Source organism: Atopobacter sp. AH10, from assembly GCF_003664595.1.
Taxonomy (GTDB): Bacteria; Bacillota; Bacilli; order Lactobacillales; family Aerococcaceae; genus Atopobacter.
In genome coordinates this window covers 1-25,521 of sequence record NZ_QXPZ01000049.1, presented here as the reverse complement: position 1 = coordinate 25,521, position 25,521 = coordinate 1, and the positions used below count along the sequence as shown (strand labels likewise).

At 40.0% G+C, this 25,521-nt stretch carries 22 protein-coding genes, 17 tRNA genes, 3 pseudogenes and 1 riboswitch; of the genes and pseudogenes, 32 read left to right on the top strand and 10 right to left on the bottom strand.

Translation table 11 applies throughout. From position 1 onward, the window contains the following. Positions 1 to 65 precede the first annotated feature (65 nt). The 22 genes and pseudogenes from D3H64_RS08940 to D3H64_RS08835 all read left to right on the top strand — a co-directional run bounded on the left by D3H64_RS08940 (position 66) and on the right by D3H64_RS08835 (position 6,533). Positions 66 to 147 (top strand) — tRNA-Leu (locus D3H64_RS08940). 19 nt (positions 148 to 166) lie between these two features. Next, positions 167 to 238 (top strand) — tRNA-Gly (locus D3H64_RS08935). Positions 239 to 261: 23 nt separating this feature from the next. Next, positions 262 to 335, top strand: a tRNA-Arg gene (locus D3H64_RS08930). 5 nt (positions 336 to 340) lie between these two features. Further along, positions 341 to 414: transfer RNA gene (locus D3H64_RS08925), tRNA-Pro, on the top strand. A gap of 33 nt (positions 415 to 447) precedes the next feature. Further along, positions 448 to 521, top strand: a tRNA-Met gene (locus tag D3H64_RS08920). A gap of 19 nt (positions 522 to 540) precedes the next feature. Continuing rightward, positions 541 to 614 (top strand) — tRNA-Ile (locus tag D3H64_RS08915). A 16-nt stretch (positions 615 to 630) separates the two neighbouring features. After that, a tRNA-Ser gene (locus D3H64_RS08910) sits at positions 631 to 720 on the top strand. Positions 721 to 732: 12 nt separating this feature from the next. Next, a tRNA-Met gene (locus D3H64_RS08905) sits at positions 733 to 805 on the top strand. A gap of 2 nt (positions 806 to 807) precedes the next feature. Continuing rightward, positions 808 to 880, top strand: a tRNA-Asp gene (locus D3H64_RS08900). Between the two features lie 19 nt (positions 881 to 899). Beyond that, positions 900 to 970 (top strand) — tRNA-Gly (locus tag D3H64_RS08895). A gap of 7 nt (positions 971 to 977) precedes the next feature. Continuing rightward, positions 978 to 1,051: transfer RNA gene (locus D3H64_RS08890), tRNA-Ile, on the top strand. An 18-nt stretch (positions 1,052 to 1,069) separates the two neighbouring features. Continuing rightward, positions 1,070 to 1,159: transfer RNA gene (locus tag D3H64_RS08885), tRNA-Ser, on the top strand. Positions 1,160 to 1,175: 16 nt separating this feature from the next. After that, positions 1,176 to 1,247 (top strand) — tRNA-Glu (locus D3H64_RS08880). Positions 1,248 to 1,263: 16 nt separating this feature from the next. Next, positions 1,264 to 1,336 (top strand) — tRNA-Met (locus D3H64_RS08875). A gap of 104 nt (positions 1,337 to 1,440) precedes the next feature. Further along, positions 1,441 to 1,513 (top strand) — tRNA-Asp (locus D3H64_RS08870). A gap of 4 nt (positions 1,514 to 1,517) precedes the next feature. Then, positions 1,518 to 1,590: transfer RNA gene (locus D3H64_RS08865), tRNA-Phe, on the top strand. A 14-nt stretch (positions 1,591 to 1,604) separates the two neighbouring features. Continuing rightward, a tRNA-Glu gene (locus D3H64_RS08860) sits at positions 1,605 to 1,676 on the top strand. A gap of 156 nt (positions 1,677 to 1,832) precedes the next feature. After that, a pseudogene (locus tag D3H64_RS10355) lies at positions 1,833 to 2,006 on the top strand (methylase); the annotation flags it as partial. Between the two features lie 312 nt (positions 2,007 to 2,318). Then, a complete protein-coding gene (locus D3H64_RS08850) occupies positions 2,319 to 3,821 on the top strand; it encodes a class I SAM-dependent DNA methyltransferase (protein WP_121565879.1) in 1,503 nt (500 codons plus the stop codon). Continuing rightward, entirely contained in the window at positions 3,811 to 4,950 is a 1,140-nt protein-coding gene (locus D3H64_RS08845; protein WP_121565878.1) for a restriction endonuclease subunit S, read from the top strand. The genes D3H64_RS08850 and D3H64_RS08845 overlap by 11 nt, the downstream gene beginning before the upstream one ends. A gap of 109 nt (positions 4,951 to 5,059) precedes the next feature. Then, entirely contained in the window at positions 5,060 to 6,046 is a 987-nt protein-coding gene (gene xerA / locus D3H64_RS08840) for a site-specific tyrosine recombinase/integron integrase (RefSeq protein WP_121565877.1), read from the top strand. Positions 6,047 to 6,059: 13 nt separating this feature from the next. After that, positions 6,060 to 6,533, top strand: a complete 474-nt coding sequence (locus D3H64_RS08835) for a restriction endonuclease subunit S (RefSeq protein ID WP_121565876.1) — start codon at positions 6,060 to 6,062, stop codon at positions 6,531 to 6,533. Here the strand turns inward: D3H64_RS08835 and D3H64_RS08830 are convergent. Next, a complete protein-coding gene (locus D3H64_RS08830) occupies positions 6,530 to 7,288 on the bottom strand; it encodes a restriction endonuclease subunit S (RefSeq protein WP_121565875.1) in 759 nt (252 codons plus the stop codon). The genes D3H64_RS08835 and D3H64_RS08830 overlap by 4 nt on opposite strands. Here D3H64_RS08830 and D3H64_RS08825 point away from each other — a divergent pair. From D3H64_RS08825 to D3H64_RS08815, 4 genes and pseudogenes are all read left to right on the top strand, one after another. After that, the gene (locus D3H64_RS08825; protein WP_121565874.1) at positions 7,276 to 10,437 is read left to right on the top strand and encodes a type I restriction endonuclease subunit R; all 3,162 of its coding nucleotides are present in this window, start codon (positions 7,276 to 7,278) and stop codon (positions 10,435 to 10,437) included. The two genes, D3H64_RS08830 and D3H64_RS08825, sit on opposite strands and share 13 nt — an antisense overlap. Before the next feature lie 251 nt (positions 10,438 to 10,688). Continuing rightward, positions 10,689 to 11,053 (top strand): annotated as a pseudogene (locus D3H64_RS10450) (IS30 family transposase); the annotation flags it as partial. A 1-nt stretch (position 11,054) separates the two neighbouring features. Then, a pseudogene (locus D3H64_RS08820) lies at positions 11,055 to 11,414 on the top strand (terminase TerL endonuclease subunit); the annotation flags it as partial. A gap of 55 nt (positions 11,415 to 11,469) precedes the next feature. After that, complete coding sequence (locus D3H64_RS08815) at positions 11,470 to 12,276, top strand: hypothetical protein (protein WP_121565873.1); 807 nt, start codon at positions 11,470 to 11,472, stop codon at positions 12,274 to 12,276. A gap of 7 nt (positions 12,277 to 12,283) precedes the next feature. Here the strand turns inward: D3H64_RS08815 and D3H64_RS08810 are convergent, their stop codons facing one another. From D3H64_RS08810 to D3H64_RS08800, 3 genes are all read right to left on the bottom strand, one after another. Then, on the bottom strand, positions 12,284 to 12,472 hold the full coding sequence (locus D3H64_RS08810; protein ID WP_158589265.1) for a helix-turn-helix domain-containing protein: 189 nt from the start codon (positions 12,470 to 12,472) through the stop codon (positions 12,284 to 12,286). 175 nt (positions 12,473 to 12,647) lie between these two features. Beyond that, on the bottom strand, positions 12,648 to 12,965 hold the full coding sequence (locus tag D3H64_RS08805) for a type II toxin-antitoxin system RelE/ParE family toxin (RefSeq protein WP_121565871.1): 318 nt from the start codon (positions 12,963 to 12,965) through the stop codon (positions 12,648 to 12,650). Further along, on the bottom strand, positions 12,955 to 13,215 hold the full coding sequence (locus D3H64_RS08800; RefSeq protein ID WP_121565870.1) for a type II toxin-antitoxin system Phd/YefM family antitoxin: 261 nt from the start codon (positions 13,213 to 13,215) through the stop codon (positions 12,955 to 12,957). The genes D3H64_RS08805 and D3H64_RS08800 overlap by 11 nt, the downstream gene beginning before the upstream one ends. Positions 13,216 to 13,348: 133 nt before the next feature. Between D3H64_RS08800 and D3H64_RS08795 the strand changes: the two genes are divergently transcribed. Continuing rightward, a complete protein-coding gene (locus tag D3H64_RS08795) occupies positions 13,349 to 13,651 on the top strand; it encodes a type II toxin-antitoxin system RelB/DinJ family antitoxin (protein ID WP_199700161.1) in 303 nt (100 codons plus the stop codon). Next, positions 13,651 to 13,842: a type II toxin-antitoxin system RelE/ParE family toxin gene (locus D3H64_RS08790; protein ID WP_121565868.1), complete on the top strand. Its 192-nt coding sequence runs from the start codon at positions 13,651 to 13,653 to the stop codon at positions 13,840 to 13,842. Before D3H64_RS08795 ends, D3H64_RS08790 begins: the two co-directional genes overlap by 1 nt. A gap of 355 nt (positions 13,843 to 14,197) precedes the next feature. Here D3H64_RS08790 and D3H64_RS08780 read toward each other — a convergent pair whose 3' ends face one another. Genes D3H64_RS08780 through D3H64_RS08770 form a run of 3 tightly spaced genes read right to left on the bottom strand, consistent with a single transcriptional unit; the run spans position 14,198 to position 17,278 of the window. Next, a complete protein-coding gene (locus tag D3H64_RS08780; protein WP_121565866.1) occupies positions 14,198 to 15,301 on the bottom strand; it encodes an ABC transporter permease in 1,104 nt (367 codons plus the stop codon). After that, positions 15,291 to 16,355 carry an ABC transporter permease gene (locus D3H64_RS08775; protein ID WP_121565865.1) on the bottom strand — a complete coding sequence of 355 codons (1,065 nt, stop codon included), beginning with the start codon at positions 16,353 to 16,355 and terminating at the stop codon, positions 15,291 to 15,293. Before D3H64_RS08775 ends, D3H64_RS08780 begins: the two co-directional genes overlap by 11 nt. Beyond that, complete coding sequence (locus D3H64_RS08770; protein ID WP_121565864.1) at positions 16,352 to 17,278, bottom strand: ABC transporter ATP-binding protein; 927 nt, start codon at positions 17,276 to 17,278, stop codon at positions 16,352 to 16,354. Before D3H64_RS08770 ends, D3H64_RS08775 begins: the two co-directional genes overlap by 4 nt. 574 nt (positions 17,279 to 17,852) lie before the next feature. On the opposite strand from D3H64_RS08770, the gene D3H64_RS08765 reads away from it, so the two are divergent. Next, on the top strand, positions 17,853 to 18,620 hold the full coding sequence (locus D3H64_RS08765; RefSeq protein WP_158589264.1) for a sensor histidine kinase: 768 nt from the start codon (positions 17,853 to 17,855) through the stop codon (positions 18,618 to 18,620). 244 nt (positions 18,621 to 18,864) lie between these two features. Beyond that, on the top strand, positions 18,865 to 19,488 hold the full coding sequence (locus D3H64_RS08760) for a response regulator transcription factor (protein WP_121565881.1): 624 nt from the start codon (positions 18,865 to 18,867) through the stop codon (positions 19,486 to 19,488). Positions 19,489 to 19,779: 291 nt separating this feature from the next. Here D3H64_RS08760 and D3H64_RS08755 read toward each other — a convergent pair whose 3' ends face one another. Beyond that, complete coding sequence (locus tag D3H64_RS08755; protein ID WP_121565862.1) at positions 19,780 to 20,550, bottom strand: hypothetical protein; 771 nt, start codon at positions 20,548 to 20,550, stop codon at positions 19,780 to 19,782. Positions 20,551 to 21,038: 488 nt separating this feature from the next. After that, positions 21,039 to 21,118: riboswitch (SMK box riboswitch) on the top strand. Here D3H64_RS08755 and metK point away from each other — a divergent pair. Beyond that, positions 21,116 to 22,306, top strand: a complete 1,191-nt coding sequence (gene metK, locus D3H64_RS08750; RefSeq protein ID WP_121565861.1) for a methionine adenosyltransferase — start codon at positions 21,116 to 21,118, stop codon at positions 22,304 to 22,306. (Overlaps the previous riboswitch by 3 nt.) A gap of 623 nt (positions 22,307 to 22,929) precedes the next feature. On the opposite strand, the gene D3H64_RS08745 is transcribed toward metK, so the two are convergent. Next, a complete protein-coding gene (locus D3H64_RS08745) occupies positions 22,930 to 23,490 on the bottom strand; it encodes a class I SAM-dependent methyltransferase (RefSeq protein ID WP_158589263.1) in 561 nt (186 codons plus the stop codon). Positions 23,491 to 23,528: 38 nt separating this feature from the next. After that, positions 23,529 to 24,221 (bottom strand): phosphatase PAP2 family protein, encoded by a 693-nt coding sequence (locus D3H64_RS08740; protein WP_121565859.1) that lies wholly within the window; start codon positions 24,219 to 24,221, stop codon positions 23,529 to 23,531. Between the two features lie 192 nt (positions 24,222 to 24,413). Between D3H64_RS08740 and D3H64_RS08735 the strand changes: the two genes are divergently transcribed. Continuing rightward, the coding region (locus D3H64_RS08735; protein WP_121565858.1) for a glucosaminidase domain-containing protein at positions 24,414 to 25,521 on the top strand (1,108 nt) is incomplete at its 3' end.

The window sequence follows — 25,521 nt, the reverse complement described above, 5'->3', positions numbered from 1 at the left end:
TCAGTTGGTAGAGCATCTGACTTTTAATCAGAGGGTCGCAGGTTCGAGCCCTGCATGGCTCATATGCGGGTGTGGCGGAATTGGCAGACGCACTAGATTTAGGATCTAGCGCCGCAAGGCGTGGGGGTTCAAGTCCCTTCACCCGCATTTTAAAAAAGGAAGACACGCGGAAGTAGTTCAGTGGTAGAACACCACCTTGCCAAGGTGGGGGTCGCGGGTTCGAACCCCGTCTTCCGCTTTCCAGATCTTCTGGATTAATAGGCACCCATAGCTCAATTGGATAGAGTACCTGACTACGAATCAGGCGGTTGCAGGTTCGACTCCTACTGGGTGCATACTTCGGGAAGTAGCTCAGCTTGGTAGAGCACTTGGTTTGGGACCAAGGGGTCGTAGGTTCGAATCCTGTCTTCCCGATAAGAGATAGTGTGAATTTGTCTCTTTAATTTTGGCGGCGTAGCTCAGCTGGCTAGAGCGTCCGGTTCATACCCGGGAGGTCGGGGGTTCGATCCCCTCCGCCGCTATGAGACTTTTACATGTCTCGGACCTTTAGCTCAGTTGGTTAGAGCAGACGGCTCATAACCGTCCGGTCGCAGGTTCGAGTCCTGCAAGGTCCATATAAGATTATATAATGGAGGATTACCCAAGTCCGGCTGAAGGGAACGGTCTTGAAAACCGTCAGGTGTGTAAAAGCACGCAAGGGTTCGAATCCCTTATCCTCCTTTCTCTTATTATCGCGGGGTAGAGCAGTTGGCAGCTCGTCGGGCTCATAACCCGGAGGTCGCAGGTTCGAGTCCTGCCCCCGCAATTGGTTCCGTGGTGTAGGGGTTAACATGCCTGCCTGTCACGCAGGAGATCGCGGGTTCAATTCCCGTCGGAACCGTTTTTCGAATAATTATCATGCGGGTGTAGTTTAGTGGTAAAACCACAGCCTTCCAAGCTGTTGTCGCGAGTTCGATTCTCGTCACCCGCTTTTTTTAGGGCCTATAGCTCAGCTGGTTAGAGCGCACGCCTGATAAGCGTGAGGTCGATGGTTCGAGTCCATTTAGGCCCATTAGATAAATATAATGGTGGGGAAGTACTCAAGAGGCTGAAGAGGCGCCCCTGCTAAGGGTGTAGGTCGGTTTATCCCGGCGCGAGGGTTCAAATCCCTCCTTCTCCGTTTTGTTTATCTTGTTGGCCCGTTGGTCAAGCGGTTAAGACACCGCCCTTTCACGGCGGTAACACGGGTTCGAGTCCCGTACGGGTCATACGAATTATAATTGTCGCGGGGTAGAGCAGTTGGCAGCTCGTCGGGCTCATAACCCGGAGGTCGCAGGTTCGAGTCCTGCCCCCGCAATAGAAGACAATCGTCTTCACTTAGAATTGGCGAGGATAGCACATCTGTCCTGGCATCGCCAATGAGTTATGATGAGTGGCAGACACATTTCGCCATGACGTTATGGTTCCGTGGTGTAGGGGTTAACATGCCTGCCTGTCACGCAGGAGATCGCGGGTTCGATTCCCGTCGGAACCGTTTTGGCTCGGTAGCTCAGTTGGTAGAGCACTTGATTGAAGCTCAAGGTGTCGGCAGTTCGATTCTGTCCCGAGCCATTTTTTTATGTCCTGGCCCGTTGGTCAAGCGGTTAAGACACCGCCCTTTCACGGCGGTAACACGGGTTCGAGTCCCGTACGGGTCATCTGAAATCAATTAGAGACAGTCTAATTGGGTAAAGCTTCTGGTTACTTAACGTTTCCAGAAGCTTTTTTGTTATAATCTATTTGATAGATAGAGGCAAAATACAATGATGTGTTAGAATAAGAGAAGATCTAATTTGTTTAAATAATATATGCTGATGGAGGAAACACTATTGGATCATAAAGAAGTGATCATAAAAAGTAAAAAAAGGGTTCAAAAGCATGGCGAAGTTTTTACCCCTAAACGGATAGTGAAAATGATGCTTGATCAAGATGGGATCAAAGAAGCCTGTGAATCCCTGACAGCAACATTTTTAGAACCATCTGCCGGGTCTCGTATCATAATAATGACAGAGGAAAATAGTTCAGCAAAATTAAAGGTTTTGAAGCTTCTGCCAAAGTTAAAAATTGAAGGAACTGCTGGTTTATGTGTTGCTTAGATCCACAATAGACTAAAATAATGGCTGTAAGCAGTACATAGGCTGAATAGAAAAAGAAGTAGTGTATTCGATGGATATTAAAAATTAGGTTGATTGTAAAGTGAAGTTGAACATTTAATAAAGAAGGTCCATACAGTCTTTCTTTGTTAGAATATAGGCTTAATTTTTAGTTGGAAGATGAATCATTAGGGGAGGAAAACTATCATGGCAAATAAAAACACAGCCGATATTGGGTTTGAAAAACAAATATGGGATGCGGCCTGCGTACTTCGTGGCAATATGGATGCGTCCGAATATAAGAGTGTCGTTCTGGGATTGATTTTCTTGAAATATATCTCAGATCGATTTGATGAAAAATACAAGGAACTGGTTGAAGAAGGGGCTGGTTTTGAGGAAGATATTGATGAATATACCTCTGAGGGCATCTTCTTTGTGCCAGAGGGGGCTCGTTGGAGTGAGATTGCAGCAAAAGCCCATGAGGAGGAAATCGGGACAGTGATCGATAACGCCATGTGTGCTATCGAAAAAGAAAATAAACGTCTTAAAGACATCTTGCCTAAGAATTTCGCGCGTCCCGAATTGAATAAGCGAAGATTGGGAGATGTGGTTGATTTATTTACTAATATCCAGATGATCGAACATGGCAGTGAGAAGGATATCTTGGGTCGTACCTATGAGTACTGCCTTTCGATGTTCGCTGAGCAAGAAGGAAAACGCGGCGGTGAATTCTTTACCCCTTCTTGTGTAGTACGTACTTTAGTAGAAGTACTGAAACCTTTCAAGGGTCGCGTCTACGATCCTTGCTGTGGTTCAGGTGGGATGTTCGTTCAGTCTGCAAAATTTGTTGAAAACCATAGTGGGAACATCAGCAATATTTCCATCTACGGTCAGGATTCCAATCCGACTACATGGAAAATGGCTCAGATGAATCTAGCTATTCGTGGAATTGAGCCAGATCTAAGCACATATGCAGAAGACATTTTTGTGAAGGATCTGCATCCTACTGTAAGAGCAGATTATATTATGGCTAATCCTCCATTCAACCTTTCTAATTGGGGCGCCGATAGATTAAAAGAGGACGTTCGTTGGCAGTACGGAAAACCACCAGCAAGTAATGCCAACTTTGCCTGGTTACAGCACATGATTTCTCATTTGGCGCCTGCAGGCCGAATTGGTATGGTACTTGCTAATGGATCACTTTCTTCTCAGTCGAGCGGTGAAGGTGAGATTCGTAAGAATATTATCAATGCCGATTTAGTAGAGTGTATCGTGGCCATGCCTACTCAGCTCTTCTATACAACGCAGATTCCAGTTTCGCTTTGGTTTATCAATAAGCAGAAGAAACAAGCAGGGAAGACTTTATTTATAGACGCTCGTAAGATGGGGACAATGGTCAGCCGCAAGCTTCGTGAGTTAACGGATGATGATATCCAGAAGATTTCAGACACTTATGACGCATTTGTAGACGGAACGCTTGAAGATGTGAAGGGCTTCTGCGCAGTTGTCGATACAGATGCCATTGCCAAGCAGGATTATATCCTGACGCCTGGTCGCTATGTTGGCATCGAAGAACAGGAAGATGACGGTGAACCATTTGAGGATAAGATGAATCGCCTGACTTCTGAATTGTCGGAGATGTTCGCCAAATCCCATGAGCTAGAAGCCGAAATCAGAAAGAAGCTGGGGGCGATTGGGTATGAAATCTAAATTATCAGATATTAGTTTCTTTGCTAAAGGAAAGGTAGATGTATCTGATTTAACAGATGCAAACTATATTTCAACAGAAAATATGTTACCCAATAAATGTGGAGTGACTACTGCTTCCTCACTTCCAAATACTCTTCAAACAAGGGCTTATCAAAAAAATGATATCTTAGTGTCAAATATAAGACCATATTTCAAGAAGATTTGGTTTGCTAATTGCAATGGTGGTTGTTCAAATGATGTGCTAGTCTTCAGAGCAAATGACAATATAGATGCAAGATTTCTTTATTATGTGCTTGCCAATGATGCTTTCTTTGATTATTCAACAGCCACATCAAAAGGTACCAAAATGCCTCGTGGAGATAAAACTGCAATAATGGAATATAAAGTACCGGATTTTAATCTATCAACTCAAAAGAAAATATCAGGACTTTTATCGGACATAGATGACAAAATTACTTTGAATAACAATATAAACAAGAATTTAGAAGAGCAAGCTCAGGCTCTTTTTGACCTTTTCTATGATTCTGTTTCAGGCAAAACTTGTGTCCTATCAGAAATAATCGATATAAGAGATGGTACACATAATTCTCCAAAAACAACGGATAATGGATACCCATTAGTTACCTCAAAGCATTTGCTTCCGTTTGGTGCGGATACATCATTAGCCAATATTATTTCAAAAACTGACTATGACAAGGTAAATGAAAGAAGTAAGGTAAATACCGGCGATATTTTGATAAGTATGATTGGAACAGTTGGAATAATTTCTTATGTCATTGATTCGCCAGTGAAATTTGCCATTAAGAATGTAGGCTTATTCAAAACATCACAGTATCCATCTCTCGAATTGTATATTTTGTACTACTTGAAGAATAATTCAACAAAACATCATATAGAAAAATGTCTTGCAGGGAGCACACAAAAATATATAAGTTTAGGTGAATTACGTAAATTACCAATAGTTATTCCGTCTCAGAAGGAATTAGGAGTCTATAATTCAGTGATTCGACCAATAGTCTCTAAAATAGCTTTGCTAGTGCAAGAGAATAAACGGTTAGCGAATATTCGTGATACTCTTTTACCCAAGTTGATGTCCGGCGAACTTGATGTCTCCGACATCGACCTCTAAGCCGCTAAATTCTTGTTTAACCTAATAATCCCACCAACGGCGGGAGCTAAAGCCAACGGAACTGCCGTTGAGTCGTTCTCTGGAAAATAAATTTGAAGGAGAATGTCTTATGAAACAACAAATTATTTCAGAGGTGATACAACAAATGTTGCCTCACCTCGATAATGCTCAAATTCATCAGTTGCAAAAGGTGCTTGAGAATGCACTTTTTGGCTGTGAGATTACAACACAGACTGTAAAGAAAGATGCTGATGATAACCCAAAGCTGATCGATGCTTTTGTTTCGGCAAAACGAGTTGAAGGTTGTTCGGAGAAAACACTGAAGTATTATCGAACGACCATTGAAACAATGGTAGATTCGATAGGTAAAGGCATCCGACATATTCAAACAGAAGACTTACGCTCTTATTTGACAGATTATCAGAGTAGGAAGCATTCCAGTCGTGTTACAATTGATAATATTCGAAGAATTTTGTCTAGCTTTTTCTCTTGGTTGGAAGACGAGGATTATATATTAAAAAGTCCTGTTCGCCGTATCCATAAAGTAAAAACAGCGACCAACATAAAGGAAACTTATACCGATGAAGACTTGGAGAAAATGCGTGATAACTGCACAGAGCTTCGGGATTTGGCGGTGATTGATATGCTAGCTTCTACTGGCATGCGTATCGGTGAAATGGTGCTGTTGAATAAGGCGGATATCAATTTCAATGAGCGTGAATGTGTGGTTTTCGGTAAAGGGGATAAAGAACGCATTGTATACTTTGACGCTCGAACAAAAATCCATCTGCAAAATTACATTGACAGCAGAAATGATAATAATCCAGCCTTGTTTGTAACCTTGCGTGCTCCACATGAGAGAATCAAGATAGGCGGTATCGAATCTCGCCTGCGTGAAATGGGCAAGCAATTAGATATTGCAAAAGTCCATCCCCATAAGTTCCGCAGAACGCTTGCAACGATGGCGATTGATAAAGGAATGCCGATAGAGCAGTTACAACAGCTATTAGGGCATAAACGAATCGACACGACCTTGCAGTATGCAATGGTTAAGCAGAGTAATGTTAAGTTGGCTCATAAAAAATATATAGGTTAAGGAAGGTGATAAGATGGCTGAGTGGAAGGAATGCTTGTTGGGTGATTTGATTACATTTCAACGAGGGTATGACTTGCCAAAGAGTAAAATGTCTGGGGAAGGTTATCCCGTGGTAGGGTCTAATGGAATTATTGGATTTCATAATGAATATACTACAGAATATCCATCACTAACGGTGGGAAGAAGTGGAAATGTCGGCAAACCCTATATAGTTTATGGACGTTCTTGGTCACATAATACTTCTTTATATATAAAAAAATTTAAGGGTTCTGATCCAGTTTTTATTTATTATTTCTTACAAACGCTAGATTTAGGAAATTATGCTGGTGGTAGTGCTGTTCCTACGCTTAACAGGAACCACATTCATTCGATCAATGTTCGTGTTCCAGCTGATATATACGTTCAAGAGAAAATAGCAAATATATTAAAAGCTTTAGATGACAAAATTGATAAAAACAGTGAGATAAACAAGAATTTAGCGGCTTAGAGGTCGATATCGGAAACATCAAGTTCGCCTGACATCAACTTGGGTAAAAGAGTATCACGAAGCATAGCAAGATGTTCGTTCTCCTTTCCATTGGAAAAAATCAGACTGGAAATTGATTTGCAATAATTATCAAATTCTATAACTTTATCTATATGCGGAATTAAAATAGGTTCCGTTTCAATAAATCCTGAAAAATCAAGGTTCTTAATACCTGTTGTGCCGTTTTCATAAGAGAAAAAGACGCCTTTATCATACAGGTATTGCCAATAATAATAGATAAACAGACTGTATCCTTCTTTGGGGGTTATTGCCTTACAGAAATTTGTGCAAACCATACCGCTATCATAACGGTCAAGTAATGATTGAGTTATAGCTGTACATCTTCCGGTTGATTGAGTAGGACTACCTCCTGAAATTTCGACAACAATGTCACCGGCTGTAAGTTGCTTTTTGGCAAAGTTTTTCGGAAGAATATACCTTGTAGGCATCTTTCCTTTATTGCCTGCTTTGACTTCGGGAATATCTGCACCTCGAATGCAGTAAACTTTTTCAGTATTATTGCCTGTTGGTGTTTCTTTTCCCCAATCACCATTTAAAGTTGATTTAATAAGCTCAGAGAATGTTCCTGTTGACCATTGATTGTTTTCGGAATTGTCTATAAACCATTCTTTAAATACAGCTTGAGCTTGCTCTTCTAAATTCTTGTTTACCACAGAAATACAATAAAAATAGGAGGTTGAACATGCCAAATTCATTTACAGAAGATACCTATGAACGAGCGATTATCGAATTGTTTGAAAACATGGGCTATGACCATTTCTACGCGCCAGATTTTGATCGAGATTATACCAGCCCTCTTATGGATTCTATTCTGAGAGATAGTTTGGTGCATATCAACCGTGATCTTCCTAAAGAAGCCATAGATGAGGCATTGGCTAAGTTGAAGAATTTTGATACTGGCAGCCTGTTGCAGAAGAATAGCCTGTTTATGGATTACCTGCAAAATGGCATCACAGTTAAGTTCTTTGTGAAGGGTGAGGAGCGATCTAAGATTGTTCGTTTGATTGATTACCAAAATGTAAAGGCTAATTCTTTCTATGTGGTCAATCAATTTACATTTTTAGAGAATGGAAATAACCGTCGACCGGATATTATTCTATTTATTAATGGCCTACCTCTTGTCTTGATGGAATTGAAGAGTCCAGCGAAGGATGAAGTGGGGGCTGAGAACGCCTACCATCAAATTCGCAATTACATGAAGGATATTCCGTCCATCTTCTATTACAACGCCATTTGCGTCATCAGTGACTTGTCTATTAATAAAGCAGGGACCATTACTTCTGGATTAGATCGTTTCATGGAATGGAAGACCAAAGACGGAAGTTATGAAGAAACGGCCTATGCTTCTTTTGAAACTTTCTATGAGGGGATATTCCAAAAGGAACGTCTGCTCGATATTTTAAAGAATTTTATTCTTTTCTCAGGTGATAGCAGCACGCGCTTTAAAGTATTAGCTGGATACCATCAATATTTTGCGGTACGCAAGGCGATCGAGAAGGCCAAAGTAGCCACTAAGACCGATGGTAAGGGTGGTGTTGTTTGGCATACACAGGGTTCGGGTAAGTCATTATCGATGGTTTTCTATGCCCATTTATTACAAGAAGCCTTAAACAGTCCTACCATTGTTGTGATGACAGACCGAATAGATTTGGATGATCAACTTTATATGCAGTTCTCACAATGCGCTGATTTCTTGCGCCAGACACCGATTCAAGCGGAGAGTAAGGAACATTTGAAGTCGCTTCTGGATGGCAGAAGCGCCAATGGCATTATATTTACAACGATGTTTAAGTTTGAACGTGGAGAGACAGCCTTATCTAAACGTCGGAATATCATCGTGATGGCAGATGAAGCGCATCGTGGACAATATGGCTTTGATGAGAAAATCATTCTAAGAGAGAATGAAGCGGGCGAGCAGGAAGCTCGTAGGGTAATCGGTAATGCCCGTATTATTCATGATGCATTGCCGAATGCTACATTTATTGGCTTTACTGGTACACCGATTTCAGATAAGGATCGAAATACGCGTGAAGTTTTTGGGGACTATATTGATATTTATGATATGACACAGGCTGTAGAAGATGGCGCAACACGTCCGGTTTATTATGAAAGCCGCGTTGTGAATCTGAAACTAGATGAGAATACCTTGTCTTTAATTGATTCTACTTATGATGTATTAGAGCAGAAGTCTGACCAACAAACAATCGAAAAGAGTAAGAAGATGCTGGGGCAGATGGAAAGCTTATTGGGAGCTGACTCTACTATTGAATCGCTTTGTGAAGATATTGTTGAACATTACGAAAAATATAGAGCCAATCTATTAACCGGCAAAGCCATGATTGTGGCGTATTCGCGTCCAATTGCCATGAAAATCTATCGCCGTATCTTGGAAATTAGACCGACCTGGACAGATAAAGTCGGTGTGGTTATGACAGGCGGAAATAATGACCCAGAAGATTGGAAAGAGATTATCGGAACCAAAGCGCACAAAGAAGAGCTCGCAAGGAAATTTAAGGATAACCAGGATCCGATGAAAATAGCCATTGTTGTCGATATGTGGCTGACCGGATTTGATGTACCTTCTTTGGCTACCATGTATGTTTATAAGCCAATGCGTGGCTATAATTTAATGCAAGCTATAGCCCGTGTTAACCGTGTGTTCAAGGATAAAGAAGGTGGTTTGATTGTTGATTATGTGGGAATTGTAACCGCTCTGAAAGCGGCAATGAGTGAATATACGAAGCGTGATCAATCGACATATGGGGATATGAACATTGCCAAGATGGCTTATCCGAAGTTCCAGGAAAAGCTACAGGTCTGCAAGGACTTGTTGCATGGCTTTGATTTTACCGGATTTGTAGGAGGTTCTCCGCTTATGATGGCTAAGCTCATTACAGGTGGCGTGAACTTTATCCTAGATGTCAGCGTATCGGAAAGAAAAAACTTGTTCTTGAAGGAAGCGATGCTTTTAAAAAAGTCGCATTCCCTTTGCTCCAGTATGACAACAGAGCAGGAACGCCATGAAGCAGCCTATATGGAGGTATTACGTTCTACAGTAACTAAGATTAGCTATGACGGTACTGGTGGAAAGAGTTTGTCGCTTAAAGAGATCAATGACCAGATCAATGAACTTCTGAAGGCCGCGATACAAAGCGAAGGTGTCATTAGCCTTTTTGATAGCAGTAAGTCTAGTGGAGAGAACGTCAGCTTGTTTGATCCAGCTGTGTTATATGGAATTTCCAGAATGAAGGAAAAAAACATTGCGGTTGAAATTTTGAAGAAGCTGATGAAGGATGAAGTATCCCTATATAATCGAACAAATGTGGTACAGTCGCAGAAATTCTCGGAAAAGATTGCCCGCTTGATGAACTCTTATTATAACGGTCTCATTACGAATGAAGAGGTAATCAAAGAGCTACTGAAGACGGCTGAGGAAATAACCAACCTTTATAAAAATGGTCAGGAGTTAGGGCTTTCACAAGAAGAGTTGGCCTTTTATGATGCGTTGACCAAACCAGAACACATTAAGGATTTTTACAAGAATGATGAATTAATTGCGCTGACAAGAGAATTGACTGAAATGCTTCGTAAGAATCGCACGATTGACTGGCAGAAAAAAGAAACTGCCAGAGCACAAATGCGTAAAATGGTGAAACGACTGCTCAAAAAATATAAGTATCCACCGGTGGATTATGATTTTGCGATCAGTACTGTTATCAGTCAGTGTGAGCTTTGGACCGACAATGTGGAACCACGAAAAGAGGAAAAACTCTATAAGTATTTGTCTGAAATAGAACTAAGCAAGGTGGCAGAAGATACGGTTTCTTACGGAGAAAAGAAGTAATGGAGGGGCGGTATGGACACAGTATAAAATTTCTTGTGTAACCAACAGTGCTTGTATCAGCTTGACTTTTCTATTCTCTTAGCCTTAAGCGCTCTTACAAGTGGACGGGTTAAGACTAGTCCTGCTTGCTTTTAAAATTTAACAAAAACAGCGAGGCTCACTAGTCAATCTGGATCAGTTTATATAGGAATAATATTCCAGAAAATAGTAACAAACAGATTAAGCAAGTAAGCAAAGTAGTATGTGTCAACTCATTGTTGGTAATTTTAGAGGGTATTCGTTCACAATATAGCGAGCACTGGGATGATATTTTCAAGACGGTGACAACAGACAACGGCTCTGAATTATCCATGTTATCAGACTTAGAAACATTAAGTAAAACACTGGTCTACTTTGCCCATCCTTACACTTTTTGTGATTAGGGCTCTATCGAGCGTCACAACGGGCTTATCCGAAGATTTATTCCAAAAAGGGAAACGTATCGACTTATTCTGATGTAGAGATTTCCCAAATAGAGTTGTGGTGTAACAGCCTTCCAAGGAAACTTCATGGCTATCAAACTCCGGATGACCTCTTTGAAGATGAACTTGATCGTATTTATGCCTGCAGGGCCTGATGAAGGGTTCAATATTAAAGTGATTGCCTTTGGTAGATGGGGTGCTGTTCAGATGGTGGAAAACTTAGAGAACATGGAATTTATAATTGTTCCTTTTGGACAGGTTTTAAGGATATGAGTCCATCAACAAAGAAGCTTATGAAACTTACGCTCGAACAAAAAAGCACATGGTGGGCATCCAGTTCTTAGGTGGAATATGGATAACATCTTTATTAGGACGGATCCTGCTGGAAACATAAAGGCAGATAAAGAAAAGATTGATGATGCAATTGTAACAATCATGGCACTTGATAGGGCGATAAGGTTCAGGAACAGGAATGATGAGAGCGTGTACGACAATCGAGGAATTTTGTTTGCATAAGTGGATATAATTAACTATATAGAGATATATTAATGATAAATAGGAGGATAATATAATGAAAAAATTAATACCTTTAGTAGCTTTAACTATGGTGCTAACATTTGCTTTATCCGCTTGCACATCGAAGGAAGAACAAGCTGCGATTGATTCCTTTAAAGTAGCTACGACAAACGTTGAAAAATTGAATAGTGAATTGGATAAGAGAGTTTCTGATGCCGAAAATTTAATTTCTAAAAATGAGAAGGCCTTAGATAAAGAAGCAATAACAGTATTGGAAACAGCGGTATCAAAGGCTAAGGCTGCAAAAGTTAGCATTCCTAAACAACCAAACGGCAAGCAAAGTATAGAAAAAGAAACTGAAAAGCTCAATAAGATAGACTATACAAGTAATATCAAAAAAATCTCTGATGCTAAAAAGGCATATGAAGATAGTGTAAAACAACTTAAACAAGTAACTGCCCCAAGCGAAGCTTTTGTAATTGAACGCATAAAAGCAGTAGATGGTATCACGGGTGTCTCTGCTGTTACTGAAGATAACGATCCTAATCAACAACTTGGCAAACAAGGTGGTTATACTGCGCAGGTTTATTTTTCAAGTAAGATGGTTGAGCAATCTAAAGTTGATGGAAATAGCCTTATTGATAAAGGTACTGATGCTGGTGGAAGTATAGAGGTTTATAAAACTGAAGAAGAAGCTAAGAAACGTGATTCATATCTAGCTACATTTGATGGAGGTATGTTCTCTTCGGGTTCTCATTCAGTATTAGGTACAATTGTTATTAGGACATCATCTATATTAAAAGCATCGCAACAAAAAGAGCTAGAGCAAAACCTTAAAAATAGTTTGATTGCATTAAAGTGATTTTTATTCATGTGTACAAAGATACGGTTCCACGCTTAATTTCGTTACGGATTGTATTGGGAGCACATCTAATCTCCTTAGCAATTTTGTTGGGACTCCAGCCATCCTTGAGCCTGGTTTGGATCAAAACACGATGTTCAAATGAAAGATGTTGTCCTTTCCTGTGTTCAATTGTAGTAGAATATAAGTCGTTCATATAGCTTTCCTCCTGGTTGTTGCGACCGCCTATTACAATTGGTGGTGGACCCATGACTTACATTCTAGCAAAGAAAGGCTGTATGGACTTTCTTTATTCAATGTTCAACTTCATTTTGCAATCAACCACTAGAAAAAGAATCCAAGAAGATAAGTTATCTCCTTGGATTTTTCTTTTAGGGTAACAGATGATTTAAATCACGTTTGCTGTACAGAATTCGACGAACTTCCATCACCTGGTCGATAACAACATAGAAGATGGAATAGTTTCGCACTCGGATGACATAATAGGGATACTTTCTTTGATGAGTCGAGCGAAAAGGTTCAAAAATAGTTGGATGGCTGACTCTTTCAGTAATGGCCGATTGAACTTCATCGACCAATCGAATTGCAGCGTCAGGACTGGAAAGTGTCTGGATGATGTAATCAACAATTTGATTTAAATCTTGCTCGAAGAGTGGAAGAATCCGTAATTGATAACCATTATCCTTCATGGATGCGTTCCTTCACTCGCTGAACAACCTCCTCAAGAGAAAACCGTTCAGTCGTTAATTCTGCTAGTTCATCGGCTTCGTTTAATTTGTTTTCGAGATCATTTGTTAATTTGTCGTACTGATCAATCGACATTAACACCATCGTACCATAACCGTTTTTAGTTAGAAAAACTGGTTCATTAGATATCATCACTTGTGATTCCACATCAGGGAATTTGTTTCTTAAATCAGAAACTGGACGAATGTTCATAAAATGCCCTCCTATCACTTTGCTATCATTATTTTATCATAAGTACGATAAGGAAGAAATAGAAGTCTACACTAAATTGTGTTGCAAAACGCGATACAACTATGTACAATATAGCTCAAGGAGGTCGATTGTTGTGGCACTTACAAAAAAAGCGAATGTAAATGTGAGAATACAAGAAAATATTAAAGAACAGGCAGAAGCAATCCTTGAAACGATAGGTGTTTCAAGAGCGACAGCGATTGACATGTTTTATCGTCAGATTATTTTAAATAAAGGTATCCCCTTTTCATTAACGATACCTAAAAACTTACCAGTTCGAGAAAACATGAGTGAAGAAGCTTTTAATACGATGATGGCAAAAGGGTATACGCAGGCAATGGAGGGAAACTCTGAACATATTAGTGAGGTATTTTCCGAGCTTGAAGAGGGGCTTTGATGGAGCGTTACAGAATAAAGATTACTAAGCAAGCCAAAGAGCACTTAACACTCATTAGGGATTATATTGCAAGAGTTCATAAAGAGCCTAACATTGCGAAAAAGATACTCCAGTTACTTAAAACAGAGATGTATTCATTGGAAACAATGCCTCATAAGAAAAACTCCCTTTATAAAACAAAGCTCCCCTAAGTGTGCATCAAAAGAGAGGCCTAGGGGAGAAGTTGTATCTAGTTTAAACTAGATAAGCTTTACGATCAAGAGAAATGGATAGAGGCTCTTGTCAAATGTTGTTGATGGGAAATTTATTCGAAAACGACTTGGGGCAAATGTCTGTTCCATGTATAGGTTCAAATAAGAAAGTGCGTCATATCGAGCTTTTAAATGCTTTTCTTGACGCACTTTTGCCATTTTATAGCTTTTGCCCCAGTCCCTTTCTATATACAGATAATATTTTCCAAAAAGACCCTTGCTCTTTGCTGGCAAGGGTCTGATAGTCCTCTAAAGTTATTTTAACCCAATCGAACTTTAGGGGCTTTTTGCCCATTTAATTCAACTGACGATTGAGGCGTTTTTGGTGCAAATAGTAGGCGATGAGGAGGTAGACAAGTGTGAATAGGATTTGGATAGTGGCATAAGATTGAAATGAAAGTCCAGCCTGATCATTCAACACTTGATGGTAGTAGTATAAAGGAAATAGTTTAGCGAGGAAAAGAATCTGATGGGGCAAAAGTTCTAGAGGGATCATGGAGCCAGAGATAAAAGCGATCAGTAAAGAAATGGCATTGGCCAAAGCCATTAAGGTCTTCTTATTAGGGCTAAGGGGGAGTAAGGCGTTGGTCATTGCTATGGCAGCTAGGCCAAACAAGAGACTAGATACAATAAATAGCTCCCAATTGATGGGCACCCCTTTTAGCTGACACATGAAAAGGTCCATGGCAAGGATGACCCCCATGAGAATTAAAGCGGCAATTCCCTGAGAGATATAGTGTTGGATAAAGAATTTTCTCTTCGACAGAGTAGAGAGGGCGATTCTTTCTTGGACACTTTTTCTGGTAAAATCTGACTCAATACCGATCAAAGCCAATAATATGCCTAGTAAAAGGACATAGCCACTTGCTCGAGAGAGATGACTAATGTTTACTTTTTGATTTCCAGATAAATCGACGAGTTGAGTCGGGACTTCCTGATCGAGTATATTAGGGTCAAAGACTTTCCCTTCTTCTAAAGAGGTCTTTTTTAAAACCAGATAGCGGTCGATGATTAAACGGATATAGCTTTTGACCATATTACTTTCACTAAAGCTGATAGAAACTGCTGGCTCGTTCTTTTGTAAGTGTTGGAGAAATTTTTCTTTAATCACCAGATGAGCATCAAAATTTTCGAGGTAGATTTGGTTTTTGATTGGTCCTTTTTTAGGGTCTAATGCTTGGACCTGATGCTTTTTCTTTAGATAAGTCAGGAATTCTTTTGAATCCTTAGACTTGTCTTGATCATCTACGACGAGATGGATTTTCTCTCCTGTATAGGCTTCTTCCATTTTCCCTTGACTCGAAAAGTTCAGTAGCAAGATAAAAACCAGTAGGCCAATAGAAAGAGCGAAAGCTGTTCGATTGGCTTTTAGTAATTTCAAATAACATTTAATGATCATGACGATGCTCCCCCTTGATACAATAGATGCTGATAGTCAGTAAAAGGATGAGCCAAATGCTGATACTAGTGAAGAATTCATTTCTAAAATAGAGGTTTCCGACATAGTTGATGGAGCCATAAAATTTTTGCGCAGCCAATAAAGGGTTGAGATATTCCCAAAAGTGTAATTTTTCATGGATCATGTTCAAAAAATCTGTCCCGAACATCCCCGACGTTTGTGAGAAGAGTAAAATAATGACCAAGCATAGGGTCGATTTGATATTTTCAGATCGTTTAGCCAAAACAAGACTAATACTAACGCCAAGTAAGGCTCCGAAAAGAATCAATAGGAAGATAATCAGAAGGGAGTAAGGGATATTTTTGATTAAGGTAATATGGAAGGCAGTGTAAATATAAGCCAAAAATAGGCCGATGACGATGAAATTAAAGATTAGGCTGGTAAATAAACCGCTTAATAGGTAGGGGATTTTCTTAATAGGAGAGAGTACAAATCGCATTCTCACAGCAGAATTCTTGTCCCATAATTGATTGCTTAATTCTCTGGAGGAGAAAGCAACATAGAGGCATTGCATGAAAAGGATGGAGGTCAATATGGTTTGTAATAGGCCGACTGGAATGGCTTTTTCTTCCCGATAAGTCTGTCTGTGATTTTGACCAACCTTTCTCCAGTCTAGCTGGGCGCTTTGAACTTGTTTATATTCATCGAGGACATTTTTTATGATGGAAGAGGGGATGCCTTTTTCCTTGACCTCTAAAATGGAGTGTTTATTGAGAAAAGCATCTAGCTTTCCCTTTTTTAATTCTTGATGGGCTACTTTTTGATCAAGGAGTGTGACTTTAAAGGGGAGGCTTTCTTTTAAACTAGGGGCTTCTGGTAGATTTTCCTCTATGGCTAATCGAATCACTGGGCTTTCCTTTTGTTCGAAATGTTGAAAAGTAACCCCCATGATCGTCGCTAAAAAGAGAGGGAAAAGGAAATACCAAAAGAAGCCGATCTTGTTTCGCCAAAGGGTAAGAAATTGGTAATATAAACTTTTAAGGAAGGTATTCATTCTCTCAACTCCTTACCAGTTAATTCCAAATAGACATCTTGTAAGCTGGGTCTTGTACTTTTAACATCATAAAATTCTGCCTCAGAGGATTCCAAGAGATGGAGAACTTGTTTCAAGTTGCCACCTGCCTGATCAAAGCTAAGAGTGAGGGTGTGATTCTGATAGCTAATGTCAATGACATGTGGGAGCTTTTCACATTGGCCTTGAAGAGAAGTCGAAAAGTCCCCCATCACTTTAATGCGTTCCTTGATAGCGATTTGTTCGATCAAGTCATCCATAGACCCTTGGCAAAGGTTGCGATGATTATCCATAATAATAAATCTGTCACAAAGGCTTTCTGCTTCGTCCAAGTAATGGGTGGTGTAGAGGATAGATGCGCCTTCTTGTCGTAATTTTTTGATACCTTCTAGGATAAAGGCACGGCTTTGGGGGTCTACCGCAACAGTCGGTTCATCTAAAAAAATGATTTTGGGTTGATGGGCTATACCACAAGCGATATTGAGGCGACGACGTAAGCCACCAGATAATTTTTTAGGTAAAAGTTTTTCATAGGAAGATAGGCCAACAAATTCGATGGCAGCTTGACGCAGTTCTTTGATGCGTTTTTGATCTTTTTCGTAAAGTGAGAGGAAAAAGTCAATGTTTTCAACGACCGTTAAATCTTCCATCACAGCAATTTCTTGAGGGACTAGTCCGATTTTGTGGCGAACTGTTTCTGACAAGTGAAGGGGATTTTCACCATCTAGTGTAATCTCTCCCTGATCTAGTGTTAATAGGCCTAAAATACATTGGATGGAAGTTGTTTTGCCACAACCATTTGGGCCTAATAAGCCGAGGATCTCTCCGTCTTTTAATTCCATAGTAAAGTGATCTAAAACTAAGCGATCTTTGAAACTTTTCACGAGATTTTTGACTTCAATCATGGTCGATTCTCCTTTCTTCTTAAGTTTATTGTAGGAGATTAGGGTAAGGGATAATAGTGACTTTTAGCTATTTTGTCGTGACAATTGTCAGACTTAGCTATGCTATAATGGGCTTGTAGACCTAATGGCTGGATGACCCTATAGGCGGGATGATCCTATAGTCTGGATGACCCATGACTCAATAGGTTGGATTGCTCTATAGGCGGGATGACCCATGACTCTATAGTCTGGATGACTCTATAGCCCTTTATCCAGCAGAGAGCAAATATATAGCTAGTTTTATTGCTGATATCATCTAAGCCACTTTGTAGGGAATAGGAAAAGAAAGGATTTCGTAGGAATGGATCTTCTACAAATTTTACTCATTAGTTTGCTCCCCTTAGTTTTTACGTCCTTTCATATTGTATATTGGTTGTTATCTCTTGTATTTTCGCTCCTTTTGTTGAATGATAGCAATCCCTATAGGCGCTTTTTTTACAGTCTTTGTTTTCTCCTTTTGGCAATAAATGCACCGGGCTTACTTTCTTATAGTCTACCGCTTACTTATGCTAGTTTTAAAAGAGGCTACTATCACTTGCCTATTTTCCTCTTTTATGGCGAATCACTAGTTAATCTTTATTTATCTTTAGTGATCGTGGCTTTTGCTATCCATCAGTATTTAGCTGAACGCGCAAACGAAAAGCTACATCAAGAGGCTATAAGCTATCTCTCAGATCGCTATCATTATAAGAAAAATATGGATGACTTACGTGATAGTTACGGCCAAGAATTGCTAGAGACGAGGGAAAGGGATCGAGAACGCATTGCAAGGGATCTACATGCCTCAATTGGCCATAGTTTGTCAGCCTCCATTCTTACCCTCCATGCCTTAGAAATGACAAGTCAAGATAAGGATCTTTCCCAAGAACTGCGGCAGTTAGAAGAAAGGATGAAAAATGGCCTGGAGGAAGTTCGTCAGGTGATTTATGAATTATATGACCAATCTTTTGATTTAGAAAGGGAGTTGAAGGCTCTCCTGAAGATCAAGGGTAAGTCTACCCATCTGGTTTTGTATGAGAAAAATTTGTCCCATCAAATGAAGAAAGATCTCTACCTATTAGCTAAAGAATCTCTAACGAACTTTTTACGTCATTCTTCCGGTGATCAATTCTATTTGAGAATTATTGAAAATAAAGATTTGGTGACTTTTACCGCTCGAGATAATGGCCTAGGGGTTCATATGCCTCATTCAAAGGGAATTGGCCTTAGTCATATAGAAGAGATAGCGGAACACTATCAAGCTAAACTTTCCATCATGACTGATCAGGGCTTTTGCCTGCATCTTAATTTGAAAAAGGGCTAATTTTTTTAGCTTTAGCGTAAATTTGTGCACTAGAAGCCATGAAGGCAAATGAACAAGAGCGCCTTTTGCTTTTAGCTTTAGTGAAAGTTTGATCAGGATAAGCTGATGTAGCTCTGCTTTTGCTTAGGAAAGGCTAGCCTAATCCCGATTAAAAAAGCAGAATGACAAGCTACACGTTTCTTAACTTATTCTAGTGATAATAGGAGGCTAGGCTCAATTTCTCTTGGCCTAGAAAGGAATGCTTATGAAATTATTACTCGTTGATGATGATCCATTGGTGCTTAAAGCTTTGAAGATGATTTTAGGGCAAGAGGATTTTGTGTTAAAAACAGCTCTTAATCGACAAGAATGTTGGCAAGAGTTAGAATTATCTGACTTTGATGTTCTTGTATTGGATATCCGCTTGAAGGAGGATAATGGGGTAGATCTCGCTCAAGATATCTTGGAAAAAAATCCCAAGCAAAAAATTCTTCTTCTCACTACTTTTAAAGATGAGAAAGACATAGCTCGTGCTTTTTCTTACGGGGTCTTGGGAGGAATATTGAAGGATAATGTCGATTCCTTGATTCCAGCAATAAAAGCAGTCTCTCGTGGGAATAGGGTGGTGGATCAAGGCTTAAGCCCTCAGATGCTTTTCAAGGAAGAGATTTATCAAGATGATCATTTAACAGATAAAGAAAATCAGGTCATCTATTGGATTGCTCAAGGTTTGAATAATAGAGAGATTGGGGAGCGTCTTTACTTGTCAGAAGGAACGGTTCGTAATCATATTTCTAACCTACTCAGCAAATTAAATCTAAGGGATCGTACACAGTTAGCCGTCTATTATTACAAGCATCAAGCACACAATGAAGGTTTGTCTCACTAGCTGAATACTATTCACTGTCCTAGAGTTAGCTATGTTGCAATGCTGTCAACTTAGATGTGTCTAGTTAGCGATCACTTATCCGAAAGAATCTAGCATTTTTGTGCTTTATATAGAGCCGAATGTGTCTAGTTAGCAAGCACTTAAAAGAATAAAAAAGAGAGTAAAGACAATCGAAGGATCGTTTCTACTCTCTTTTTTTATTTGAAAATAAGCCATTAAAGGGCTACTTGTTGACTAGAATAGCTGAAGAAATGATGGATTTTCCTATTCTCTTGGAAGGGATAAGGGGTGTTAAACGACTATGGCTATCCCCAGTACAAGACTTAAGAAAAGTAACTCATGAGTGGATAAAATTCGTTGGTTCAACAAATTGTCTTCTGGCAAAATAAACTTTCTAGCAAAAACAAAAATACCTGCTATAGCAAGGATGAATGGCAAAGCTATCCAGCTTAACTTACCAAGTAAACAGAGAAGAAGTGAAAGAAGGTAAGGTAATAACCGTAGAGCAAAGAGTAAGATGTTTTCACGAATAGGCTTAACGTGTCCCTTTAAATAAAAAATATGTAAGATCAGTAGGGGTATAGAGGCTAAAGCTAATCTGAAGACCATCACATGACTTTCCATAAAGAAGGCCATAGCGTTTAAAATAATACCATAGTAGAAGGCACGAACTAATGTGACATAGAGATGGTTATTTTCAGCATAGGCTTGAAATTTATTTTTCCCGAAAAGAAAGAGCATATTCAGCAATAATAGGAAATCCATAGCTAGGGTTGATCTAAAGGCAATAGCAAGAGATACAACAACAAAAGCTAGGACTAAACCGATATGAACAGGTCGATCAAAATACTCCCTTATGGAACTATTGTGGCGACTGCTCCTATCGATAATATGAAAAATCATTGCATAGAGGAAGATAAGTAATGTGTTGACAAAACTAAAACTTCCCACGCGGCTCCCGTAAAGGATCCCTAAGAAAACAAAGGATAGGGGATAAATAAAGGCATGGAGCGTAGGATGAAAAGCAAATGGTTGAATTTTTTGTAGAATGGATGAATGCATAAGTCACCTCTCGTTTCTTACTCTTTAGCTTATCAAAAATAGCTAAGCTGTCAAGCAGGACAACAAAATTAATAGATGAGCCACTAGTGCTAGAAGGTCTAGTGGATAGTTAAACAAAATGTCTATCTGATAAGTGGAAGGTAGATTCTGATAAATGAGGAAAAATCCCTATACTATCAGTTTATAGGAAAAAATAGAAAAGTAAACTAGAATAAAGCGATTAAGCGTTAGAAAGAAGCCTAGTGAAGCTTAATCTAAAGGGTGGAGGGAGTTTCTAGTGAGGGATTACAGTCTGTGATAGCCCAGCCTTTCGGTACTTGTTGGTCATTTGAGAACGAATAGCTAAGGCGTTTTTTCTCATGACCTCTTGATTTTTTTGAGATCTGCCATTTTTTTGATAGAAAAGTGCCTTTCTTTTACCATCAGGATGGCGTATAATCAAGTCTGTTGTATTTTAATCAGCGCAACAAAGCAACCAGGTCTAGTCCCAAAGTATAGACCTGTCCCGATAGGATTCTTTATTTATAAAGAAGATGCCTTGTAACCATAAAAGGGGGAAAAGAAAATGGAAAAGAAACTATTTACGTCAGAATCTGTTACTGAAGGTCATCCAGATAAAATTGCCGATCAAATTTCTGATGCCATATTGGATGCCATTCTTAGTCAGGATAAAAATGCTCGTGTAGCTTGTGAAACGATTGTTAATACAGGGCTAGTAGTTGTCTTCGGTGAGATTTCTACAAGCGCCCATGTCAATATTCAGGATATCGTTCGTCAAACAATCAATGAGATCGGTTATAATGAGCCATCCTATGGTTTTTGTGGAGATGATGTTGCTGTCATGGTAGCTCTTGACAAGCAATCAGCAGATATTGCTCTTGGGGTAGATCATGCAATCGAAACGCGTGATGTAAATGCCAAGGAAGAAGAAATCGGCGCTGGAGACCAAGGTTTAATGTTCGGTTATGCTAGTGATGAAACAGAGGCTTTGATGCCAGCTGCTATTTATTGGAGCCATCGTTTAGCTGAGCGTTTAGCTGAGGTAAGAAAAAATGGCGTCATTCCTTATCTTGGGCCAGATGGAAAATGCCAAGTGACGGTAGAGTATGATGAAAATCAAGTGGTGAAACATGTGCCAACGATTGTCCTATCGACTCAACACAAGGCAGGAATTAGCCATGAACAAATTGAAAAAGATATGATCGATCAAGTTATTTTGCCAGTTATTCCAGCTGAATATATAGATGAGTCAACTCGTTTCTTCATTAATCCTACCGGTCAATTTGTTATTGGTGGACCTAAAGGGGATGCCGGCTTAACAGGACGTAAGATTATTGTGGATACTTACGGAGGAATGGGCAGACATGGTGGAGGAGCTTTCTCAGGGAAAGATTCGACTAAGGTAGACCGTTCAGCATCCTATATGGCTCGCTACATTGCTAAAAATATTGTTGCAGCAGGATTGGCTCATCGTTGCGAAGTTCAATTAGCTTATGCGATTGGGGTTTCCCAACCTGTTTCTTTACGGGTAGATACTTTCAATACTGGAAAAGTGGATGAAGCGATTCTAGAAAAAGCAGTTAGAGCATGCTTCCGTTTAACGCCAAAAGCTATTATTGAACGCTTGCAATTGCAAAGACCTATTTTCCGTCAAACAGCCACTTACGGTCATTTTGGACGGGATTTACCAGATTTTACATGGGAAAAAGTCGATGCGGTGGATGACTTGACAACAGCGGTTGATCGTTTACTTTAGCCTTTCATTAAGAGTGAACAAGCCTGTCCCTTTATTAGAAATCTAGGCGAATTGAAGTAAGACCTAAATTTCAACGATCTTTATCCTATGCCTAAAATAAAGGATGGACAAATTTGGGGGATTTAGGGAAATAAAGTTAAGCTCAACTATAAAAAAAGACGTCACTTGTAGTTTTTCTACAGGAGACGTCTTTTTCTTTCTTTGGATGAGCGCATTTGACTAAGATAGATTTAAATGAGTGGATTTGCACGTGAGGATTTTCATGAACGGTTTTGAACGAGCGGATTTGAATGAAGCAGATTAGGACGAGCGGATTCGAACGAGCGCATTTGTATGAAGAAGTTTTGCGTGAACGGTTTTGAACGAGCGGATTTGAATGAAGCAGATTAGGACGAGCGGATTCGAACGAGCGCATTTGTATGAAGAAGTTTTGCGTGAACAGATTTGAACGAGCGGATTTGAACGAGTGGATTTGCACGTGAGGATTTAAATAAGACAGATTTGAATAAGACAGATAGGCAACGGCTCGAAAGCTTAGTGGCTGGAAAATTCATCTTGCTTTGCTCTATTGAGATTACTTCTTTTTAGCGACAGGGAAAGTCATCTTGCTTCCACTATTGACTTTATTTCTTTTGCAAGGCTAATAGAAAAGCGGGTTGATTCATTTGGTTTAAGGCTTGGTAACAATAAACGTCTACTTTGTCTTGGGATAAAGTCCGACAATAGCTGATTAAGGCATCTTTTTCTCTAGCCCCTTCTGGATGCCCTGGATAAACCATGATGGTCATCAGACCGCCAGAGCGGAGGAGGTGAAGCCCTTGAGCGACACTCTCTAAAGTGGAGGCAACTGTGGTTGTAATCGCCTTATCTCCTCCAGGTAAGTAGCCCAAATTATAGACAATAGCGGCAATTTGCCCTTCGTAAGGGGCAAGATAGGAAGAAAAATTGGCATGACTGTCTTCTATCCAATCAATAGTCGTGCTGACGTTTTTGACCCGATCCTTAGCTTGGTCAAGGGCGTCTTTTTGAATGTCGAAAGCAAATAGTCGACCCTTTGGCAGTAAGTGGCAGAGAAATGACGTATCATAGCCTCTACCGACTGTAGCATCGATAGCCCAATCCTTTTCAGAAAGAATAGACTGGAGTAAGAGGTGACTGAGATCAAGTGGACGAATGGTTGACATAAGGGGGCTCCTTTCGTTAAAACACGACAGATTTAATCCTATAAACTTCTTTTTTTGAGTTTGTTGGTTAAAAAAGGCCATTCTCTAGAGCGAAAAGCGATAATGACCCAAGCAAAGCCTAAAAATCCTCCAGCAAGGACATCTGTTGGGTAATGAACGCCTAGATAAATTCTACTCCAAGCAATAGCGAAAACCAAAAGAAAAGAGATGGCAATAAAAATCCGATAGTAGATGCTAGATGAAGCTTGAATTTTTCTTGTAGAAGAGGATTGGCTTTTTAAGTAATAGTGATAAAGCCATAGGGCAAAAGTGACATAGCAGATAGCTGCCCCCATGGTATGACCACTTGGGAAACTGTATCCTCCAATATCATCCAGTCGTAAAATGGTCGGGCGTTTCCGAGCGATAAATAGTTTGATCAGGCCATTCACTGCGCCGGCTCCTATGGCTTGATGAAAAAGGAACCATAAAGCTTCATAAGGCCGTCTACTGATTCGGTAAATAAGGAAGCTGAAAAAGAGCATAATGATGGATAGACTTGGAACGTTTGCCAAGAAGGTAAAGGATTTTGCTAGACTAGTTTTAAAGGGAGTAATATGAGCTTGGACGCTTCCTATAACAGTATGGTCGATAGTAGAAATAAGGGGATGATCAGTAATTAAAAGGATTGTTTCTAAACAAAAGAGGGCACTTAAGATGAGTGCCGAACGATGTGCGAAGCGATAGTTCATAGATAAATTCCTCCTTGTAGGGTTTCATTATACCTTTTTTTAAGCCAGTCTCCTAGTCAGAACTTATGTTACAAATTCGTGTCTTACTTTACAGCTAGGATAAATCGACTACTGTTTGCCCACAAGAGCTTTTTTTACGGCTATAATAATAAATGAAAAATTAGGGGAAGTAGCCCTAGGAGGTGGCAATAGTTGAAAAAACGCAGTGAACGTATTAAAGAAGAACACGAAATGCAACGAGCAAAACGGCATAAAAAGTTAGCCAGTTTTGCGGTTAAAGGTGCAACGCTTCTTTCCTTTTCAGTGGTTGCCGGAGCTCTCTTGGACTATCAGGCATCTGTTAAAGCCGACGAAGTTACTCAAGGGATCCGTCGCTATCATACTAATAATTTTGTGAATGCTTTAGTGCCTTCTGCCCAACGTGTGGCAAGAAGCAATGATTTATATACATCTGTTATGATTGCCCAAGCAGCCTTAGAGTCAGGATGGGGGAATAGTACACTGGCTAAAGCGCCTAATTATAACCTCTTTGGGGTGAAGGGCTCTTATAATGGGCAAAGTGTTTCCATGAAGACTTTGGAAGATGCTGGTGGACAAAACTATTACCAAATAACAGCTAATTTCAGAAAATATCCTAACTATGAAGCCTCATTGAATGATTATGCCAAGATTTTGACAGGCGATCGAGAAGGGGACTGGAGAAGTAATTATTACCGTGGTGCCCGTCGTTCGAATACGAAAACTTACAAGGATGCCACAGCTTGGTTAACTGGACGTTATGCGACGGATTCTGCTTATGGGTCTAAGTTAAATAGCATTATCGAATCCTTTAATTTGACGGCTTTTGATGGGGAAAGCGTAGCAGAAAGCCTGCCTCAAGCTAACTCGAGTGTAGGAACGGCGAATAATTCAGCAAGGACTGAAGCTAAGCCTGCTGGTCAATCCACAGCATCAAAGCCTAGCGTTACTCAAACCAATGCAAATGCAAGTAGCCGGACGATTCAAGTTAAAGCAGGGGATGGCTTCTATGCCTTAGCTCACCGTGCAGGGGTATCTATGGATGCCTTGCTTAAAGCGAATGGCTTGACTATCGGTAGCATGATCCACCCAGGGCAACAATTGAAATTGCCAGGGGATGCTCCTGTGACCCAAAGCCAAAGCGCAAGTCAAGCAGCTAAGCCACAAACTCCTACAAGTGAAGTGAGTGGACAAACAAGTGTAAATCGGCAACAAACACCTGCAAGTAAGTCAGAAGCAAGTGGGCGGACGATTCAAGTTAAAGCAGGGGATGGCTTCTATG

Bases quoted from the DNA above. Each gene is read 5' to 3' on its own strand.
- D3H64_RS08850 (WP_121565879.1), top strand. From the start codon at position 2,319: ATGGCAAATAAAAACACAGCCGATATTGGGTTTGAAAAACAAATATGG.
- D3H64_RS08845 (WP_121565878.1), top strand. From the start codon at position 3,811: ATGAAATCTAAATTATCAGATATTAGTTTCTTTGCTAAAGGAAAGGTA.
- xerA (WP_121565877.1), top strand. From the start codon at position 5,060: ATGAAACAACAAATTATTTCAGAGGTGATACAACAAATGTTGCCTCAC.
- D3H64_RS08835 (WP_121565876.1), top strand. From the start codon at position 6,060: ATGGCTGAGTGGAAGGAATGCTTGTTGGGTGATTTGATTACATTTCAA.
- D3H64_RS08825 (WP_121565874.1), top strand. From the start codon at position 7,276: ATGCCAAATTCATTTACAGAAGATACCTATGAACGAGCGATTATCGAA.
- D3H64_RS08830 (WP_121565875.1), bottom strand. From the start codon at position 7,288: ATGAATTTGGCATGTTCAACCTCCTATTTTTATTGTATTTCTGTGGTA.
- D3H64_RS08815 (WP_121565873.1), top strand. From the start codon at position 11,470: ATGAAAAAATTAATACCTTTAGTAGCTTTAACTATGGTGCTAACATTT.
- D3H64_RS08810 (WP_158589265.1), bottom strand. From the start codon at position 12,472: ATGAACGACTTATATTCTACTACAATTGAACACAGGAAAGGACAACAT.
- D3H64_RS08805 (WP_121565871.1), bottom strand. From the start codon at position 12,965: ATGAAGGATAATGGTTATCAATTACGGATTCTTCCACTCTTCGAGCAA.
- D3H64_RS08800 (WP_121565870.1), bottom strand. From the start codon at position 13,215: ATGAACATTCGTCCAGTTTCTGATTTAAGAAACAAATTCCCTGATGTG.
- D3H64_RS08790 (WP_121565868.1), top strand. From the start codon at position 13,651: ATGGAGCGTTACAGAATAAAGATTACTAAGCAAGCCAAAGAGCACTTA.
- D3H64_RS08780 (WP_121565866.1), bottom strand. From the start codon at position 15,301: ATGATCATTAAATGTTATTTGAAATTACTAAAAGCCAATCGAACAGCT.
- D3H64_RS08775 (WP_121565865.1), bottom strand. From the start codon at position 16,355: ATGAATACCTTCCTTAAAAGTTTATATTACCAATTTCTTACCCTTTGG.
- D3H64_RS08770 (WP_121565864.1), bottom strand. From the start codon at position 17,278: ATGATTGAAGTCAAAAATCTCGTGAAAAGTTTCAAAGATCGCTTAGTT.
- D3H64_RS08760 (WP_121565881.1), top strand. From the start codon at position 18,865: ATGAAATTATTACTCGTTGATGATGATCCATTGGTGCTTAAAGCTTTG.
- D3H64_RS08755 (WP_121565862.1), bottom strand. From the start codon at position 20,550: ATGCATTCATCCATTCTACAAAAAATTCAACCATTTGCTTTTCATCCT.
- metK (WP_121565861.1), top strand. From the start codon at position 21,116: ATGGAAAAGAAACTATTTACGTCAGAATCTGTTACTGAAGGTCATCCA.
- D3H64_RS08745 (WP_158589263.1), bottom strand. From the start codon at position 23,490: ATGTCAACCATTCGTCCACTTGATCTCAGTCACCTCTTACTCCAGTCT.
- D3H64_RS08740 (WP_121565859.1), bottom strand. From the start codon at position 24,221: ATGAACTATCGCTTCGCACATCGTTCGGCACTCATCTTAAGTGCCCTC.